The organism is Yoonia ponticola, from assembly GCF_014199395.1.
Lineage (GTDB): Bacteria > Pseudomonadota > Alphaproteobacteria > Rhodobacterales > Rhodobacteraceae > Yoonia > Yoonia ponticola.
Genome location: NZ_JACIJM010000016.1, coordinates 36,491 through 54,313, shown reverse-complemented (window position 1 = coordinate 54,313; position 17,823 = coordinate 36,491). Strand labels below are relative to the sequence as shown.

The following is a 17,823-nucleotide window of genomic DNA, read 5'->3' as shown; positions in this document are numbered from 1 at the left end:
TTTGGAACCAAGGAGAGACGGATATGAACAAAGGAATACGGTTTACAGACGAGTTCAAACAGGACGCTGTGGCGCAGGTTGTTGAGCGTGGATATCCTACTTGAAAGTCAGGAGAATCGTTTATGAAACGCACAGAGCTAAATCTAACTGAGCGACGTCAAATCGAAGATCTATTGTATCGCAAGGTGAACGTGACCGAGATTGCGCGGAGGATCAATCGCCATCGTGCGACCGTGTATCGCGAAATCAAGCGTAACTTTTTCAAGGATGATGAGCTACCTCAACTGAATGGCTATTACGGAATGACGGCACAGAGATGCGCAGCTGAGCGCCGCGCAAGACGTCGTAAGTTGGTCCGAATTCCTGCGCTGAGAGAAGCCGTGATTGACCGACTTCAGGAAGGTTGGTCACCCGAACAGATTGCAGGCCGTTTGAAGTTTGAAGGCCATACAACCACCGTCAGCCATGAGACGATCTATTCCTATGTGTACAGCCCAGATGGCCAATCCCAGGAACTCGCACGATATCTTCCAGATCGTCGCAAGAAGCGCAAACCGCGCTACGCAAGGACTGCGCGTGGCATGATGTTCCCGCCTGAGCGTTCGATCCACAACAGACCGGAACATATCAAAACCCGGGATAGCTTTGGTGCATGGGAAGGCGATTTAATGATCTTTCGGCGCGAACACGGCAAGACTAATGTGGCGTCTTTGGTCGAACGAAAGACGCGCTATGCTGTGTTGTTCCGCAACAATGACCGAAGCTCGAACCACTTCATGGCGCGGTTGATGAATGTCATGGAGCCCCTGCCCCAAACGGCCCGCCAATCCATCACTTTTGACCGTGGGATTGAGTTCTCTAGCTGGCGAAAACTGAAACCCGGGATCGGAACCGAGGCCTGGTTCTGCGATCCGCAGGCCCCTTGGCAGAAAGGCTCCGTCAAAAATATGAACAAGCGAGCGCGGCGGTATCTGCAACGCGATACACCCATTTCGACGCTCTCAGATCGCGACATGAAGGCGATTTGCAACCGCTTGAATGGAACCCCAAGGAAGTGCTTGGGATGGCGAACACCGACCAAGGCATTCGCCGAAGAACTCAGAAAGCTGGGATAGAGAAATGTCGCAACCAAACTTGAGTTCACAGCCTACCAAAAAAATGTCACTCTCGATTCCTCGCGCCCCGGAAAGCCCACTGACAATGCCTACATTGAGGCGTTCAGCGGCCGATTCCGCGCCGAATGCTTGAACGCGCATTGGTTCATGGGGCTTGAAGATACGGCCGAAAAGTTGGAGGTTTGGCGTAGAGACGACAACGAAGAACGACCGCACAGCGCAATCGGCAACAAAGTCCCAGCATCGCTGATGAAATTACCAGACGCATCCAGCCCGTTTGTGTGATCAAAGTGCGGAAAATCCAACCCTAAATCGGGACACTTTGTGTAGCAAAGCAGGTCCAATAGTTATTTGTGTTACTGCATGTTAAGTTGTAGGCGTAGAACTTGCGGTACAATGACTGTATTAAGAATAAGCAAAGTATATACGATTGTAATTTCATCCCTGAGGATATCTTGCCAAAGCGGGAACGGCGATTGGGATCAAAAATAGAAGGAATTGCAATGGCGCGTAAAGTAAATTCAGCTGCGATTACGCCACTGATGTTGTTAGTTGTCATAATTGTTTTTTTTCAGCGTGTGACCATAAATACAGACGCAAACGTAAATAGTAGCTTTCAATCTTCATCGGCAGCTTATGCTGTTGCGCTCTCAACAGTTCTTCTTATCGGATTTTCGTATGCCTACTACAACAAAGTATTTATGCGCCTGCCGAGAAATATAGTTACAATTTCTATACTGGTTTTCTACCTGATCGCTTCCATCTCCGCAATAAACTCGTTTCTACCTTTATTAAGTGGTTTTCGCGCAGTTTCCGGAATAGGCTTGACCTTAGCCGCGTCCGCTTACGGGCAGTACCTAGCAAGAAATTACGCCAGTAGCTTCGAGTATCAAATTTTTTGCTTTGCCTTAGCAATTTGCGCTACTTATTCGATCGGATCTGCAATTTTTCAAGTTCAAGTGCTAAATGTACCGCTTATCCCACTGCGAGGTGGGATGGGAGCGACAATCTTTTTATTGTTATGTATCTGGAAAATTATCGATTTATACAGCAGTCGGAATTACAGAAATATTTCTCTTGTTTGTCTTTTCTTTATGATCGGAATATTTTTGAACTCAGCATCGGCAGTTATGTCCTTCGGAATGGCTCTACTATTTCTAGCCTTAGTGAATGGCAGAATGCTATTATTTTTAACTGGCTTTGCTGGAGTTAGCATTGCGACTTTCGGATTCATAGAATACTTGAATGCAAACATAGATGATGTAATTTTTAACAAACCGGCACGGGCGTATTTAATCGGAACTGGAAGGTTCCCGTTGCTAAGCTTCGCAATAGATTACTACAAGACAGAATTTACAATAGCTCAACAAGTATTTGGAGTCGGTTTCATGGCGGAGCGGGAAATTCTTAAATTGAGCGAACTTAGCTGGACCTCCAATCTCCACAACTCCATGATTTCCAACTTGCTTGGAGTCGGAGTTGTAGGTTTCTTCGCATCGGCTGTTTTCCTTGTCGCACCGTTTTTTTTATTCTCCAGAATTAAAAATATTGCGGGAGGGGCATTGGCAAACAAATGGATAGCATGCCATCTAATATTTTTATTTTTTGGATTCACCTCATCAGACTATCCCAATAGCCCTAGTTGGCTCTTGCTGATTTTTCTTACATTCAATTCAGGTGTGGTGTGTATTGTTAGAAAATCAGCCAACAGAGATAGAGAGTTTGGCTGAATTGAGACCGGTAGTAACCCCTTGTTTCGTAAGGCTCAGGACCGGCTTTGTTGCACAATTCGGGCGAACGATGTTCTGCCCCGTTCCCCAGACGCACTTAGCCTACAGGTTCCCTGACAGGCATACCAAGAGCCATATAGCGATGGAGGACGGCGATGTGGATTTGGATTTCTGCGACCTGCCGCTCGCGGTCACTCGCCATGGAAATCCCCCCATTTTTAATGGGGTCCAGCCATAGAATTCATGCGGCTGTTTTCAATTTCATTGCGGAAGTTATGCCGCCGATGCCCATGTTGGGCCGCTCGTTATTATAAGTCCATAGCCATTGCGTTGCCTGGTCTTGTGCCTCCTCAATCGTTTCAAAGATATATTGCCCCAGCCACTCGCCACGAACGGTTCGGTTGAAACGTTCGATATAGGCGTTCTGCTGCGGCTTGCCCGGCTGAATGTGTTCAAGCCGGATGTTGCTTTTTCGGCCCACTTCATGAGCGTCCCACTGATATATTCTGGGCCGTTGTCGACGCGACTTACCTGCGGCTGACCGCGCCACTCAATGATCTGGTTCAAACTGCGAACGACACGTTCAGCAGGCAGCGAAAAGTCCACCTCTATGCACAGGCCTTCGCGATTGAAGTCATCCAGCACATTTAGTGTTCGGATCGAACGACCATCCGCCAGTTGATCCGCCAAAAAATCCATCGACCATGTGTCGTTTGGAGCCTCAGGCACAGCCAGCGGCTCAGGTTTCTAACGCCAGCACGTAAGTTAGAGCAGGTGTTGCAGTGACCGGCTGAATCCATCACCATTAATTTTAGGGTGATTACTAAACGACCAATTCTTGGTCTTGTACTTCGTAGGGGCCAACTGCTCATCCCACTCAGCTATTACTCCAGACTCATACAGTGAATCCCATTTGCGCAACAAAGCTAACCCGTTACAACAGATGTCCAACGGTATTCCGGACTGCAATCGCGTTCTCTGCAACAGACATATTCTGATTATGAGTCCTAAATCTAGATGCTAGACGTGACCTGAGCCCCAAGTTCCCTCCAGCTTTGCGCGGAGTCCTTGGGGTTAAATCTTTGGCGTTAGGCCGCCATCTTGTCCATTGCCTTTCTCTGCAAAAATTCCATCGGTGTCAGGTTGCCCAATGCTGAATGTGGTCTGCGCCAGTTATAATCCTCCTGCCATTCTTCAAGCGTTTTGCGGGCATCGCGCAATGTGTCAAATAGTGTTTCATTCAAACATTTGTCCCGCAGCTTACCGTTGAAGCTTTCGATAAAACCGTTCTGCTGGGGCTTTCCAGGCGCGATGTAATGCCAATCAATGCCGGCTTTCTGCACCCATTGGAGTATCGCCATGCTTGTGAACTCAGTGCCCCTTTCGGCAGATTGCTACGCAATCGCCTGTCGGGCAGTGGTGGTCAGAAACGATTGTCGTCGACATGCCCCGTTCAGCATCATCACCACGGCGCGACAGATATCTCACTGTTGACCGATCAACTTGCAGCACATCGCACGCCCGTCGCTGACTGACCTGATGGACGTCCATCAGATGCGCCACAGCTTTCCGCTTCCCAACGGGCGTCACCATTTTTTTTGAGTTGATGTCTCGCAGCATCGCGTCGTCTCTTGCCCGGCAGGGTATTGCGTAGCAATAGCCCGAGAGGGGAGCATCTGATCAGCCAGCAACTTCTTCAGCTTACCGTTCTCATCTTCCAACGCCCGCAACCGCTTCGCGTCGGATGGCTCCATACCACCATACTTCGATTTGTATTTGTAGAACGTCGCCGAACTAATCCCGTGCCGCCGACACACATCGGCAGTCTTCTCGCCAGATTCCTGTTCCTTGATCATCGCCCCTCTCGGGCTATTGCTACGCAATACCCTGCCGGGCAATGAATGATCTGTTCATCCGTAAATCGTGCCTTTATTTGTCGGTCCTTTTGTTGGGCGGACTCTACACAAATCTGGAGGAGTTTTAGGGGCGCAGGTCAGACGACATAACGAAATTTAATACAATTATTACGGGCAGTCATTTCGCCTGTAGTAGGTAGAGAAACTACTTGTGTAAAAGAGACTACGTTGGGACTATTATTTTATCGTTCATATTGATAAATATCGCTACTTTTCAATCATACCCACTCGGGTTCTTAGAATGCCAATTCCAAGTCGTATTACACATCGACGTAAGGTCGTGCTTGGCGCGCCAATTCAGTAAGTCTGCGGCACGTTCTACGGCTGCGAGACTACGGCCCACATCGCCGAGACGGCGAGGCATAATCTCAAACGGAATTTTTTTTCCCGCCGCCCGTTCAAATCCACTGAGCATCTCCAGCACGGTCGCCCCGACACCAGTTCCTACATTTAATACCTCGCATCCTACCTTGCTTTCGGCAAAAGATTGGGCGGCTAGATGTGCATCCGCCAGATCTGAAACGTGTATATAGTCACGTTCGCCAGTGCCATCTCGCGTTTCATAATCGTCACCAAAAACGCCCAACTGTGAGAGTTGCCCAGATGCAACACGCGTGATAAACGGCATCAAGTTATTCGGAATGCCTCTAGGATCCTCACCGATCCGCCCTGATTCATCAGCCCCTACAGGATTGAAATAACGGAGCAAAACACCGCTAGCCTCCGGCCAAGAATTAACCCAATCGCGGATAATCTCCTCGACAAATGCCTTTGTACGTCCGTAAGGGTTCGTTGGATTGATGGGATGATTTTCATCAAAAGGCAAGTATTGAGCATCACCGTAAACAGTAGCCGAAGAGGAAAAAATAATCTGGCGGCAGTTATGCGCCTTCATGCTTTCTAACAACTCAAGTGTACCTGAGACATTGTTCCGGTAGTACTCCAGAGGTTTTTCTGCCGATTCACCCACGGCTTTTAGCCCTGCAAAATGAATCACAGCCTCTGGAACGAAGCGGGCAAATACCGCATCCAGTGCAACTCGATCGCAGATGTCACCCCTCACAATTTGGGCCGCAGATCCTGCCAATTTAGCCACGCGGCGCAGTGACTCAGGTGAACTGTTCACGTAATTATCAAAAGACATTACCTCATGACCAGCTCGCAAAAGCGCCAAAATTGTATGGCTACCAATGTATCCGGCACCGCCCGTCACCAATACTTTTGCCACTTAAACGTACTCTCCTCTGAACGACCGAATTTCTACGAGCGTGTGTTTGCGTCCATCAATTCAAAATATCGTTTACAAACTATCTGCCATGTATAGTTGCGCTTCGCAATCTCGAGCATTTTCATGCCCTGTTTTGGTAATGGCTGCCCGGCAAGTTGAGCCAGTTTCTGCGCGGTACTAAAATAATTGGCTTCGTTTTCTGTTGTGTGCCGGTTGAAGCTGCAATCGAAGGCGTGAACCGGCACACCAAAATGCATCATCTCAACCAAAGAAGGATTGGTGCCCCCGGCGGAATGGCCATGAGCATACGCCCGGGCACCGGCCCGGATCGCTTGCAACGTGGCAGGGTCGTACACAGGGTCTAACAAGGTGATATTTGCATAGCTGCAATACCGTTGTTTGAGGTCCCGGCCAAAGTGGCTGTTGCTCCAATTGCCGACAAAGACCAGCGGCTCTTCAGTATCGGCAAAGGCCTCAAGAATCATGGCCACGTTGTTTTCAGGCTCAATCCGGCACAGCGCCAGCGTATAGGCCGCAGGCAGATCTGCAAGCAAAGCGGCATCTGGAGTGCCGATTGCCTCCGCCACCGCATGATCGCCACCATAAGCGATGGTTTCCACCTCAGTGCCATAGGAATCGCGGACATATTCCGCGATCGCATGATTGTCGGCCACCACCACATGCGACCAGCGCACCGCAAGTTTTTCAGACCACCGTAGGAATCGCTTGGCAATCCCTTGCCATTTCTCGCGCTTCCATTCGATGCCGTCGATGTTGGTGACAATGCGCCGCCGGGGAGCAATCAGCCGGATCAGCGGCAGGACAACCGCCCCCGATACCCCCAGCACCAAAAGCACGTCATCGCCTCGCCGCACCGCATCTAACGCGGTGACAATGTCGTAAAGCACGCTTTGAAGCCCATTGGCCCTAAGCCGAGAATAGCGCAACGTGGCGCCAGAAAATTTTGCCGGGCGTGCAGGATAAGCCCCCGCGCTACAATAGACCGTCAGCTCGCCCTTATCGATTCTTGCCGTATGGTAATGGACCAGATTTTCCGCCAAAGTTTCAAACCCGCCATAGCGGCCGGGTACGCCCACGGTGCCGATGATTGCGCGCTTCATGATGTCTCTTTCTTGGTGTAGATTTGTTGCAATTGGGCGGCTAGATTTGCCGTAAATTGCGACATTGTGAAATCACTCGCACGGGTCCGTGCAGCTTCTGACATGGACCGAGCCAATGTCGGGTCTTGTGCTAAGCCGGCCACCAGAGCGTGCAGCCGAGACGCATCGCGCCCGTCGCACAGATACCCTTCTTTGCCGTGGGTGATGATCTCGACCGGGCCGCCCACAGGCGGACCAATCACCGGCACACCAAAGGCCATCGCCTCCACCAGTGTCAGACCGAAGGTTTCGACCCACTCATCGGGCCGCGACAGGTTTAGCAAAATATCAGCCGTTGCATAGAAATGCTCCGGGGCTTCAGTGCGAGGATGCAAGCCTAGATTTGAAGGCCGTTTGACCGCTGGCACATACCGCGCCACTTCGGTTGCATCGCCATTCAACACCAACGTAAACATTATATCTGGGTGCGCCTCAAAACTGCGGGCCAGTGCCACAAATTCCGGCACGCCCTTAAAATCGCGCGGTGATGCCAGCATTAGCACCTCAAATTGGCCAGAGCGGCGGGACATATAGGGGGTATTTGCCCCCAAAGTGGCGATTTCGGGCGCGACAGGATTGGGCACAACCGCTTGAGGCACATCTGCAATCGGCAGACGGTCGCGGTTATCTCGTGACACATAGATCAACCGATCAGCACAGCGTTGTTGCATACCAACCAGAAACTTGCGCAAGGGGCTAGGCGAGATTGAAACCTCATGCACATGAGTGATGACCCGGTGGCCATGCATGCGCCCCCATAAAGCTGCCCCAAACGGCAGCAGCGTATTGACATAAATGACCGCGTCCTTGGGCAGCTTTGAGCGCGACAAAAGGCGATACAACATCAGCTGACTAGCGACAAAAGTGAACAGAGTAAGGATGCGAAACCGGCTGCGCCTGTACCAATAGCGCCGGATCGGCACACCTGCGTCTTCCAGACACCCGCGGCCCTGACTGCCCACACATAACATCGCATCATGGCCCGCCCCGCGCACTGCGCGGATCGTTTGACGCAAGACCATGGGACTACCAGAACTATCATTAAGCAGGTGACAAAAGACGATCATTCTTGCGCGGCCCCTTGCGTTGCCAGCAAATCCGCATAAGCGGCATCAATCTGTGTCGTGACCCTGCCCCAGGTGAATGTCTGTTCCACATGCGCCAGCGCGTTTGCGGCAAGGGTACTGCGCAATTCAGGCGCCTCAGCCAGGCACAGCAATCCTTCCGCCAGACCCTCGCGCGCGGCCGCATGGCTAGTCGGGGACACCTTGACACCACAGCCATCGCCAACAATCATGTCAGGACCATTCACCTTGAGACAGACTATGGGCAGATGATTAGCTATCGCCTCAAAAAAGGCCCATGTGCCGCCCTCTTTCATGGTCGTGGAAAAATAAATATCGCTGTCGCGCAGCGCATCAAAAACCTCATTTGAGGGCTTCTTGCCCACAAATGTCACTTCGGTCAGGCCGAGCTGATCACGCAACGTTTCTAAACGGCTCCGTTCAGGGCCATCCCCAATAATTGTCATCACAAAGGGGCGATTGAACTGCGCTTTAAAATCAGCCAACGCTTCTAGCATCAGAGGGTTAAACTTGCTGGTGATCAATCGGCCCACCGACACGATGTGCACCACATCGTTGGAGCGGGTGGGTGCGGCATCGGGTATCATCTCAGGCCCGATGGCGGTTTCCAACAACAGCTCGGTCTTATGATGATAGCGCGCCGGGAACATCTCGCGGGTCTCACCAGTGCGGGCAAAGATGCGGTCAGCTCGCGACAGATTAGCCAAGAATATCGGGTTCAGTACCATCAGTTTTTGCACCAGCCGCCGCACGAGCACTTTAATACGCCCCGCAGGCCTAAAGGCCCCGCGCAGCGACAGAGGAATACGTTCGCCGCCGCCCACCGGTCCCAATAAATAGCGGGTGTTCATCAGATATCCGAACTGCGGCCACAGCATTGTACCAAAGGTCAGAAAATGCGTGATCTCCCACCGTCCCTGTTTATTCATCTTGCGACAGCGCAGCACCGCCAACAAGCTCCAAAGCGCGTAATACAGATATAGCCCTCGTTCGCCGCGTTTGAACCACGCAATGGATTTGGGCAGATCGTAATAGATAAACTCAGGTCTCGGCCCGTCTTTAGGTTTTTGCGCATACCAGGCCTCAATGTGGGCGCGGTGGCTTTCGCGGGTCAGCACGGTCACATCATGATTGCGCTGGATAAGATGCGCCCAATGCCAGCCCACCTGCCGCTCAGAGCTTTCGCCGGGGCGGCAAGCATAGGCGATCAGCAAAACCTTTGCGCGGTGCGTCATCCAACATAACCCTTGCTGGTCTGCGTATTGCCATACGCCATTGCCCGTGCAGCCTTGGCTCGTTGCACCGCGACAATCGCTTCCAATGCGGCGGGCCCATTTGCAAATGTCGCCTGCGGTGCCTTCAGTGCCGACAGCCCCCCCGCTTCAGCCGATTCAGGTGACAACACCTGATCCACCAGTCCCATCCGGTCCAGCCTGCATGCCAGCGCCCTGCCCCGCGGATGGTCCGGCCCTGCTAGCACAAAGACCAGCCCCTTGCGTCGTTTCAGCAGCGCCAGATTGGCCTTCAGTTTGATCGAGGCCCCCGCAAGCTCCGTTCCATCCAGCCAGATACGGCGGTGAAACACTAGCTCAAGCGTCTCAAGGGCGGTGGATGAAATGCTGTCACGCGGGCCGGTCAGCACGATCAACTGTCCGGTTTCATCACGCAGACGTACCGCGATGCGCTTGGTCTGAAGCGCCATGTTTGCGACTTTCTCAGACAGCGATAGGTTGTTCTTAGCGGTCTGGCGCAGTTGCGCCCAATCGGCCCCACGGCGGGCCGTAACCGCTTCCACCTTGCCAGCGCGTGCGTCCTCCAGCATCGGGGCCATCCAGCCGTACTGCGCGGGCAACCAATCCTGATGCGTGATCCTGCTGTGCAACTCTGCGATCCGCGCGCAGTGGCGCTCAGACCAATCGTCCTTGAAAAGGCGCCGCATGGCAGTAAAGATCAGCTCCACTTCTGGGCGCGGCACATGAAAATTGCGCAGCGCGCGGCGGTCCTGCACCAGCACATCGTGCGGCAAGAGCGCCGGGCACCCTTTTGTGGAAAAGGCGGTAAAAAAATCAAGCTGTACAAAGGCGCGGTCAAATGCGGGCCCAGTGGCCACGATATAGGCGCATTTCATATTGCCATGCCACAGCTTTTGAACAATTTGCGCACCATGTTGAGCTGCAAATCCAGCCACAAAGCCATCCAATTGATAGAACAACTCAGGCGGCACAGAAAAATCGATGTCCGACGGAATCACCCAAGGCAATTCTTCGTAATTGTTCATCACTACCCAGGCAAATGGCTGTTGATTCATGTGGTCAAAAAAATTGGAAACCAACCGCGAACGTGGGCGCAGTGGGGAATTGGGACCAAGGGGGGAAACCCCGTCTTTTGGCGTTTTAGTCATTTGAATCCTCTGGCAAAGTAGGTTCGGCGGAGGCCGCAGACATATCTCGCATCCGCAACAGCCGCGCAGGCACGCCGGCAATTATTGCGTAGTCTGGGAAGCTCTGGTTTACCACACTGCCCGCCGCTACCACACAACCTCGGCCCAAAGTGACACCATCCAAAAGAGTCACTTTGGCCCCGATCCAACAATCCGGCCCAACCTCGATACCAGTTCGGGTTACGCCTTGCTCGCGAATTAAGTTGTCAGGGTCGCTGAAAACGTGGTTTTCGCTATGGGTGCTGAAATACTGGCCTACTATGGTGTCAGATCCGATCCGCACACCACCGGCACCGCCGATATAGGCGTATTCACTGATGCCCACATTGTCACCTACAGTAATGCCCTGACCCAAATCGCTGAGCGTGCCGCTGGCCACCATGCGCGAGAATGCCCCAAGTTTGAAGTTCCGCCCAACGCAGATGCCTTCTCGTGAGACACACTCCACACGACTATAGGCCCCAATCCGGATCAGGCCACCGCCACGCTGAAATCGCCCAGAATTGGTGATCCGGGCACCTCGTTCCAGGATAAGGCTAGTCCTGGAAAGCACCAGGCCACGAAAAAGACCTGTTGTTAACGTTAGGGCCTGACTTATAAGAAGGCTACTAGGAATGTCGGAATCTAAGGCAACAGGACGCTTTAGCAATCGAGACAGTAACGACGCCAATAAGGACGTAAAATTTACCATCTGCGGACCTCAAAATGCTGCAAACACACCGATGCGCGTTGCGGTCGCAACCTACAAAGCATTAATGAACATATTGAACGACCACAGACAACAATGGAAGAAGCCGATCCAATCGCGACCCCTGCTATTTCAAGAATGGTACATTCTACAACCCAAATATATCCATAATAAACCATCAATTTTTATCCATCTCTGCTGGCAGCAGGCGTAATATCTCTGCCCACTCCTTCAACTGCCAAAACGCTTGATGATGCTCACGTAAATCTGTTTGGCGCTCAAAAACAGCGCTATAATATAGGCTTTGATAGCAAAAATAGAAACCAACCTGCTGCCACCAATCAGTGCAAAGTTTCGGGTGCTTTTGTGCAACGTCGCGCAGGTGCAATAGCAGTTCGCATGCCGGTGTCTGAACTACCAATAGATGATACGATACTATGTAATGCAGAACATCAAACCATCGGGGCTTCAGACCGTAAAGCTCCCAATCAATGATCCGGGCGCTGCCATCTGCCGCCCGCAAAACGTTCCACCTGGTAAAATCTCCGTGCGCCATGTAACATGGCACGCCCATGTCAGCAGGAAATCCATTGAGGAATGCGTCAGCCGCAGCGCGGGCCTTCGAAATAGCTACCCGGGCCCCAGCGTCTTGTTCAAGCACCGCTCCCTCGGGCCCCACTTGCCAATCCTGACGCAGTTCGTGCAATGGTTTTGTCATTCCTGATCGATGTTGCAACTGGTCGTGAATGCGGATCACTTCTCTCAAATCAAGAGCGGCATGCGCAACCCCCTGTGTTTCAATGTCTTCAATAGCCAAATGGCCAGCGACTTGATCAGCGCGTGGAATTAAAGGGGCTAGATTAGGGTCTTGCGCCAACAATGATAGTGCCGCGGACTCGCGTTCCACGAGAGCCAAGCTAACTGGACCAAGCGGGATTTTAACAAAAACAGACCGATCAGACCGTGCCGCGTAGACCACGATCTTACGATTGGGGCCTGGCGTGCCAAGGAAGATTCCCAGGCGGTCAAACCTATTGGATAATTGTGCGTAAACAGATTCTGGTGCCACTGAAAAGCCTTCCACACGAGACGGTAGATTCAATCCTAAAGCACCCATTATCCACGCCACACGGTAAATGACTCGCGCCCGCAGGTTAGCCCGTGGCCAAGTTTTCAAGTGCCAAGGACGGCGCTGAGTACTTTCTAGCAACCACCTTTCTGCACCAGATTTAGGAAAAACACGAAAGTGGCGGATTTGCACGTCTTTGACCTGAGCATCACCAAAAAGAGCCGACAAATCGATCACTTCAACATCTCCAGCTTTTCAATTATCTCTTCTACCGCGACTTGAGGTGCACCAATATTATGGATGATGACCGCATGAGGCACCACCTCTGTCAAAGCCTCATACGCCGCAACTTGACGAGCAGTTTCTTCGCGTGGGACTTCTTGTTTGCGGGACTGAATTACATCTGTCGGAGCGCTAATGATGACAAGTAAATCAGGCACAGGCGCAACTTGTAGCATTGCACGCATCCACCAACGCAGAGTATCCATTCGGTACCGTTTGGGATCTACCAACAAATCATGTATGTAACGGTCAAACAACGCCAATTCATATTGTCTCCGCAGAGGCCAAAGTCCCATGCGGAACTCAAACAGAAGCAGTGATATCTTTGCAACGATCAACACTGGGCCATATTGGGGCCCTTCGTGCGGGTTTGTAGTGATCGACTTATTTCCCTTTGGCCGGTATCGCTCCAAATATCCGGGAGCGAAATAGCGATAGCAATGGTTCGTACCTTGGGCAGATAACTGCGCCTGCAACAATTCCAAAACTGTGGATTTACCAGCCCCATCAGGTCCCAAAAAGGCAACAACCTTACCTGCACGCTTAGCGACCATCTTTTCTCTCACCATTTTTAGTCCACGTCTTCTATAGGATATAGTCCTAGGGACACCTTTATTTCTACTTTATCAATAACCTCAAGAGGGAGCGAAATAACTAGAAGAGCATTAGACTCTCTGAGCAGTTATTTATCAACCGAGCTGGACCTTTCTGAATCTCTCGTAGTCATTTCATGTCGTGATTTAGTGCTTTCACTCTAAGCATTAGTTTCAACAGCGATCCAATACTAAAAAAGCGCCTTCGGACGATTTCGCCGTAAATAGAATGAGTTAAGTATGAACAATGTGAAAAAGGAAATGGCAAGGGTTACAACGGCACCTTCAACTCCAAACGTAGACTGAAGAATCATATTTAAGCCGATATGGACTGGTAACACTATCACCATAGCCCTCGCCCTATAGGATTGCAGCCCGTAAATTGTCAGCATCGGACCAGTTGTCATCTCTGTAACACGAAAGACAAAAACGAGAGCCAAAATGCGTACGAGATCACCAGATGCCTCAAACTCTGGTCCGAATGCCCAGACGATTGCAGGAGGGCCCAACGTGAATGCAACCAAAAAGCAAAGGAAAGCCATTGACCCCATGATCCAATAAAAGCGCTTTACTTCGTATGAGAGCCTCGCCGAATTCGTTTCCTGTAGCCGCGCCAGCCGCGGTGTGAAGGTACCATTCAAAACTTCAAAAAACAAAATTAGCGCCAAAATTACTTTCATTGCAGTCCCATAAATGGAAACACTCTCTGGCCCCAGCAAAAAACCCATTATCACAAGGTCAATGCTTAAAAATATCGCGCCAAAAACAGAAAATAGCGCATATTTTGCATTATTTCTAAAATCAGCAACAATTCCAAATAACAGCTGCTGCGAATTACCCGTTACGCTTCCCCAATCTTGCTCTTTAGTAAGCTTAAGAAATGCAATTAGCTGAAAGGCAAGCACTAAAATCCGCACGATGAGCACAATTAACCCAACACCCACCAAAGTAATATCTTCACGCAGGACAAACAGAATACCGACCTGCAAAGTATTCATGATTACAACTGAGAAAAGTTCATATTCAAATCGACCCAAAGCTTTGAAGAACTGCAGGAGCAACCCTGAAAAGGACATCAACACCACAATTATAAAAAACAACGCGGTTACAATCAGCCCCTGCTGAGAAAACGCAACCCCATACAGTCCCGAAAGCGCTATCAAACAGACAAAGGTTAGCGTAAGTTTGGAAAGCACAATACGTAAGAACAATGATCGCGCGCGCCCCACTGCTCGCGAGGCCGTGTTGAGCACAAACAAGTTGAAACCGTAGTCAATTATCGTTCCAAAATATCCTACCGCTGTCGTCACATAAAGGTAACCGCCCAATTCGCTCAGCCCTAACACCTGCGAAATTTGCCAGAAAAACAGAAAACCCAAGACCACTCGCAAGACATTGGCGATCAATGACAAAAGAAAATGCTTTTTCATCAAAATGACCCCGACAGCGCCTTCAACAAATTCCTCCAAAAAATATTCGTAAAATAAACTGCATTAATTGCCCACTATTGTCGTCCGCTGGCGCCATCGTTCAAACAAGTGATCGCTTGGCCTTTATCAGGCAGCTAAGAATCATATCTCCCTAATAAAGGCAAGTGCACAATGCGCTAAGGACTCCGCGCAAATCTGGAGGGAACTTGGGGCTCAGGCCACTGCCTAGAGGAAATCGCCGAGCATAACGATTAGATCAGGTCAACTCAGCGACGCAGTTTCATATTTGCCAAAACCGCACCTGATGAATATCTGAGCAAGTCGTTAGAGAAATAAAATTAGAAGTCTTGACGTGTAACCCTAATTACCATGCTGCCTACGTTTTCACCAACCCATTGACGCGATTGAATAGCCTCACCTCGTAATGTATCGACCCAATACAAATTATCGAACGAGTGTTCCAAACTGCTACACCTCTCCGACATTAGGGTGGTCTGCACCGTTTCGGCTTCAAGCATTACGTCCCGCGGACCTACAGGTGCAATTTCACATAGATAGGTTCGCGTCTGTGCACGATCTTCGCCATCTACATAAGTATGAAACCGATTTGCAACGCCTGAACGGCCGGCAATGATCAATGACAGCGATTGTGATAGCTCTGCGCCGGCCAGAGGTTCACCGAAGCCATACACGCTGTGCAATATTCCGCGTTGTAGGACGACCCCGCCCAAATCAGCACTGAGATATCGAGCAAAAGCACCGTCTTGCTGTTCTAGAATTAGTTTACCCGTAACCCCGAGATCGATAAATTCAATGTCGAGCACAGATCGTTGCTCCGCAAACAAACTGTTGAACCTTGGCGATGGAGCAAATTGTTGTTGGGAGAAATATGAGCTTGCTAGTCCGAAGCTCGACTGTTCCTTGTCTGTACTACATGCGGCCAAACTAGTGGCAAAGACGAAAGCAACTCCCAGAAATCTCATCATCGCAGATACCTCCCCCATCCGTCACTAAGCTCAGCACCGCGGTAGTCACGCACAAGAGGATAAAGCCGATTTGAAACGTTTAACCTCGCGCCACCGTCCCGGTTGACCGCCTGCAAGTTCTGTTTCAAAACGCGTCTCGTCGGTTGACCGGTAAAGAATGAAAGTGGAATTTCCAGTGTGAGTCCTTTGTCGAAAGAACCTTCGCCAAACTTATCAAACGGCACGTCCGTCAACGTGAAGTAGCCCCCTACCCGAACGCCGTTGTTAAATTCACGATTAACCGTCAGCGTTCCACCCCAGTCACCCGCCAAGTAGCGGCCAATATCCACTTGAGTGTGAAATCCGTTCCCGAAGTCATAGTATCCGGAAAAATGTCCTGTCACAGCGTCCAGATCTTGAAAACCAAAAAGCATGTCAAAATCGCGTTGACGCACGTAATTGATTTCAGCGCCATAAGCCATGCGGCTATCGATTGGATACCAAAGAGCCTCGGCAGAGACGCCACCAAACTGATTTTCCAAGTAGCCAGCCGTCATACGGCCAAAGGTTTCAGGTGCAGGTCGCCAGATATACTCCGCAGTTAATGTATTTACTTCTAACTCTGAATCTCGTGCGAACAGAAATGCCTCTGAACGAACGCGTGGAAGAACTGAGTCGGATTCACGATCAGTGTCGCCAAGGTTTCCTGCAAAAGGGTACCGAAGCCGCGCATCCAATGTAAAACCAGGTAATACGCGATAACTCGCACTCAGCTGAGCGCCGACGTCGACGCGAATTGGGCTTTGCGGATCGAAAAAGGAAAATGCTGTGTATGGTTCAAAACTAAAGTCCAGTTTGGACTGAGCAACACTAACTTGGTTCGCATCGTCGATATTTGCGCGAACACGGGTTAACCACGCAGCATCATAGTGATATTGTAATTCTTCAAGATCACTTCGCTTCGTCGAAACGCTACTGATCGGTACACCTCTTTCCTGAAAAACGACTGTAAAGTCTTCAACATTTAAAGGCAGACTATTGGTTAGTACCCGCGCCGTGCGACCCGCTGCTTGGGCTTCCACATCCCACCGATTATTGCCCACATAAACCCTGGCGCTGGTAGTATCGATCTGGCTACCATCCAGAACAAGGCCTTCATGGCTCAAGTTCCGGCGCAATTTTTCTTCGACATCACCGGCAGAAAAATCACTCGAAGATCGTATTGGTTGAGGAAATGGTTCACGTCCCCCTTTTATGAACCGTTCCGTGGGATTAAGAACGTAATTCAACTGCACCCCAAAATTTTCACCACCGATCACGTAAGCTTTGAGATAAAAACTGTCCAAGGGACTGTATTGCACACTGGCGTTGAATGGACTGGAAATCTTTGTACCGCCCAAGAGACGTTCAGTACCATAATCATCGTTTGAATACTCAAGCTGAACACTCAACTGATCTGAAAAGGCCCAATCTAACCCTGCAAAGAATGATGCAGGACCCTGAAACCAACGACCCGTCTCCAATTGACCGCCAGTTCCACTGAATTCAAGCGAGGCCGGATTATTGAAAATACGCTCTTCAGAGCTGAGACCAAACACTGACAATGGATTGTCAAAGCTGTTGCGACCAGCAAATCGCCCCCAACCTAAGCCACCTGTCACCTGCAAGACTTCGCTTACGGTCTTAGTCGCAACAATATATTCCCCAGAATAAACGCCAGTCCCAATAATATCCCTTAGCCCCATTGCCAGAGATGGACGCGTGTCAGTTTCATTAAGAAGCTGGTAATGCAGGTCAAAGCTTCTGTCATAAAAGACGTCGCTTTCGACTACTGTATAACGAAAGGTGCCTGTCAGTTTTGGCAAGACCTGAAATGTGAAGTTATTTCGCAGGCCAAGCTCAGAATACGACACCCCAAACGATAGATGACCATCTGGCAACACTGATGCCGTCGGCAAGTCTACTAAACCAGGTGTTCCATAAGTGGAAAGCGTTGGGATTTCGGCGGAAAGAGGCGTGCCAAACGACGTCAATGCAGCAAAAACCGCCGTGAAACTTCTGAATATCTGCAAATGTCTTGCTCTCAATTTACCGTGCAGTACGCACGCCGAACGGTCTAAAG

Annotated in this window: 13 protein-coding genes and 5 pseudogenes; 3 read left to right on the top strand and 15 right to left on the bottom strand. The window is 50.5% G+C overall.

Annotated features, from left to right (window positions below; genetic code table 11):
• The first annotated feature begins 122 nt into the window (after positions 1–122).
• From FHS72_RS17510 to FHS72_RS17500, 3 genes and pseudogenes are all read left to right on the top strand, one after another.
• Positions 123–1,115: an IS30 family transposase gene (locus FHS72_RS17510; protein ID WP_183531033.1), complete on the top strand. Its 993-nt coding sequence runs from the start codon at positions 123–125 to the stop codon at positions 1,113–1,115.
• A 6-nt stretch (positions 1,116–1,121) separates the two neighbouring features.
• Positions 1,122–1,400 (top strand): annotated as a pseudogene (locus tag FHS72_RS17505) (integrase core domain-containing protein); the annotation flags it as partial.
• 218 nt (positions 1,401–1,618) lie between these two features.
• Entirely contained in the window at positions 1,619–2,845 is a 1,227-nt protein-coding gene (locus FHS72_RS17500; RefSeq protein ID WP_183531032.1) for a hypothetical protein, read from the top strand.
• A gap of 97 nt (positions 2,846–2,942) precedes the next feature.
• On the opposite strand, the pseudogene FHS72_RS18540 reads toward FHS72_RS17500, so the two are convergent.
• The 15 genes and pseudogenes from FHS72_RS18540 to FHS72_RS17435 all read right to left on the bottom strand — a co-directional run.
• Positions 2,943–3,047, bottom strand: a pseudogene (locus tag FHS72_RS18540) (IS5/IS1182 family transposase); the annotation flags it as partial.
• Positions 3,048–3,086: 39 nt separating this feature from the next.
• Positions 3,087–3,592: pseudogene (locus tag FHS72_RS17495) on the bottom strand (integrase core domain-containing protein); the annotation flags it as partial.
• 371 nt (positions 3,593–3,963) lie between these two features.
• Positions 3,964–4,233: pseudogene (locus FHS72_RS18535) on the bottom strand (integrase core domain-containing protein); the annotation flags it as partial.
• A 282-nt stretch (positions 4,234–4,515) separates the two neighbouring features.
• Positions 4,516–4,701 (bottom strand): annotated as a pseudogene (locus tag FHS72_RS18530) (transposase); the annotation flags it as partial.
• Between the two features lie 274 nt (positions 4,702–4,975).
• Positions 4,976–5,989, bottom strand: coding sequence for a UDP-glucose 4-epimerase GalE (gene galE, locus FHS72_RS17485; protein ID WP_183531031.1), 1,014 nt, complete (start codon positions 5,987–5,989; stop codon positions 4,976–4,978).
• Between the two features lie 32 nt (positions 5,990–6,021).
• A complete protein-coding gene (locus FHS72_RS17480; protein WP_183531030.1) occupies positions 6,022–7,110 on the bottom strand; it encodes a DUF1972 domain-containing protein in 1,089 nt (362 codons plus the stop codon).
• A complete protein-coding gene (locus FHS72_RS17475; protein ID WP_183531029.1) occupies positions 7,107–8,171 on the bottom strand; it encodes a glycosyltransferase family 4 protein in 1,065 nt (354 codons plus the stop codon). The genes FHS72_RS17480 and FHS72_RS17475 overlap by 4 nt, the downstream gene beginning before the upstream one ends.
• Before the next feature lie 41 nt (positions 8,172–8,212).
• Positions 8,213–9,469, bottom strand: a complete 1,257-nt coding sequence (locus tag FHS72_RS17470) for a glycosyltransferase family 4 protein (protein WP_183531028.1) — start codon at positions 9,467–9,469, stop codon at positions 8,213–8,215.
• Complete coding sequence (locus FHS72_RS17465; protein WP_183531027.1) at positions 9,466–10,512, bottom strand: hypothetical protein; 1,047 nt, start codon at positions 10,510–10,512, stop codon at positions 9,466–9,468. Before FHS72_RS17465 ends, FHS72_RS17470 begins: the two co-directional genes overlap by 4 nt.
• Before the next feature lie 115 nt (positions 10,513–10,627).
• Entirely contained in the window at positions 10,628–11,056 is a 429-nt protein-coding gene (locus FHS72_RS18415; protein WP_221235469.1) for an acyltransferase, read from the bottom strand.
• A 484-nt stretch (positions 11,057–11,540) separates the two neighbouring features.
• Positions 11,541–12,668 carry a phosphotransferase gene (locus FHS72_RS17455; protein WP_183531025.1) on the bottom strand — a complete coding sequence of 376 codons (1,128 nt, stop codon included), beginning with the start codon at positions 12,666–12,668 and terminating at the stop codon, positions 11,541–11,543.
• Positions 12,665–13,282: a nucleoside/nucleotide kinase family protein gene (locus tag FHS72_RS17450; RefSeq protein WP_183531024.1), complete on the bottom strand. Its 618-nt coding sequence runs from the start codon at positions 13,280–13,282 to the stop codon at positions 12,665–12,667. Before FHS72_RS17450 ends, FHS72_RS17455 begins: the two co-directional genes overlap by 4 nt.
• A 215-nt stretch (positions 13,283–13,497) precedes the next feature.
• On the bottom strand, positions 13,498–14,736 hold the full coding sequence (locus FHS72_RS17445; protein WP_183531023.1) for an oligosaccharide flippase family protein: 1,239 nt from the start codon (positions 14,734–14,736) through the stop codon (positions 13,498–13,500).
• A 338-nt stretch (positions 14,737–15,074) separates the two neighbouring features.
• The gene (locus FHS72_RS17440; RefSeq protein WP_183531022.1) at positions 15,075–15,722 is read right to left on the bottom strand and encodes a YjbF family lipoprotein; all 648 of its coding nucleotides are present in this window, start codon (positions 15,720–15,722) and stop codon (positions 15,075–15,077) included.
• Positions 15,719–17,773 (bottom strand): YjbH domain-containing protein, encoded by a 2,055-nt coding sequence (locus FHS72_RS17435; protein WP_246414861.1) that lies wholly within the window; start codon positions 17,771–17,773, stop codon positions 15,719–15,721. The genes FHS72_RS17440 and FHS72_RS17435 overlap by 4 nt, the downstream gene beginning before the upstream one ends.
• Positions 17,774–17,823: the final 50 nt, after the last annotated feature.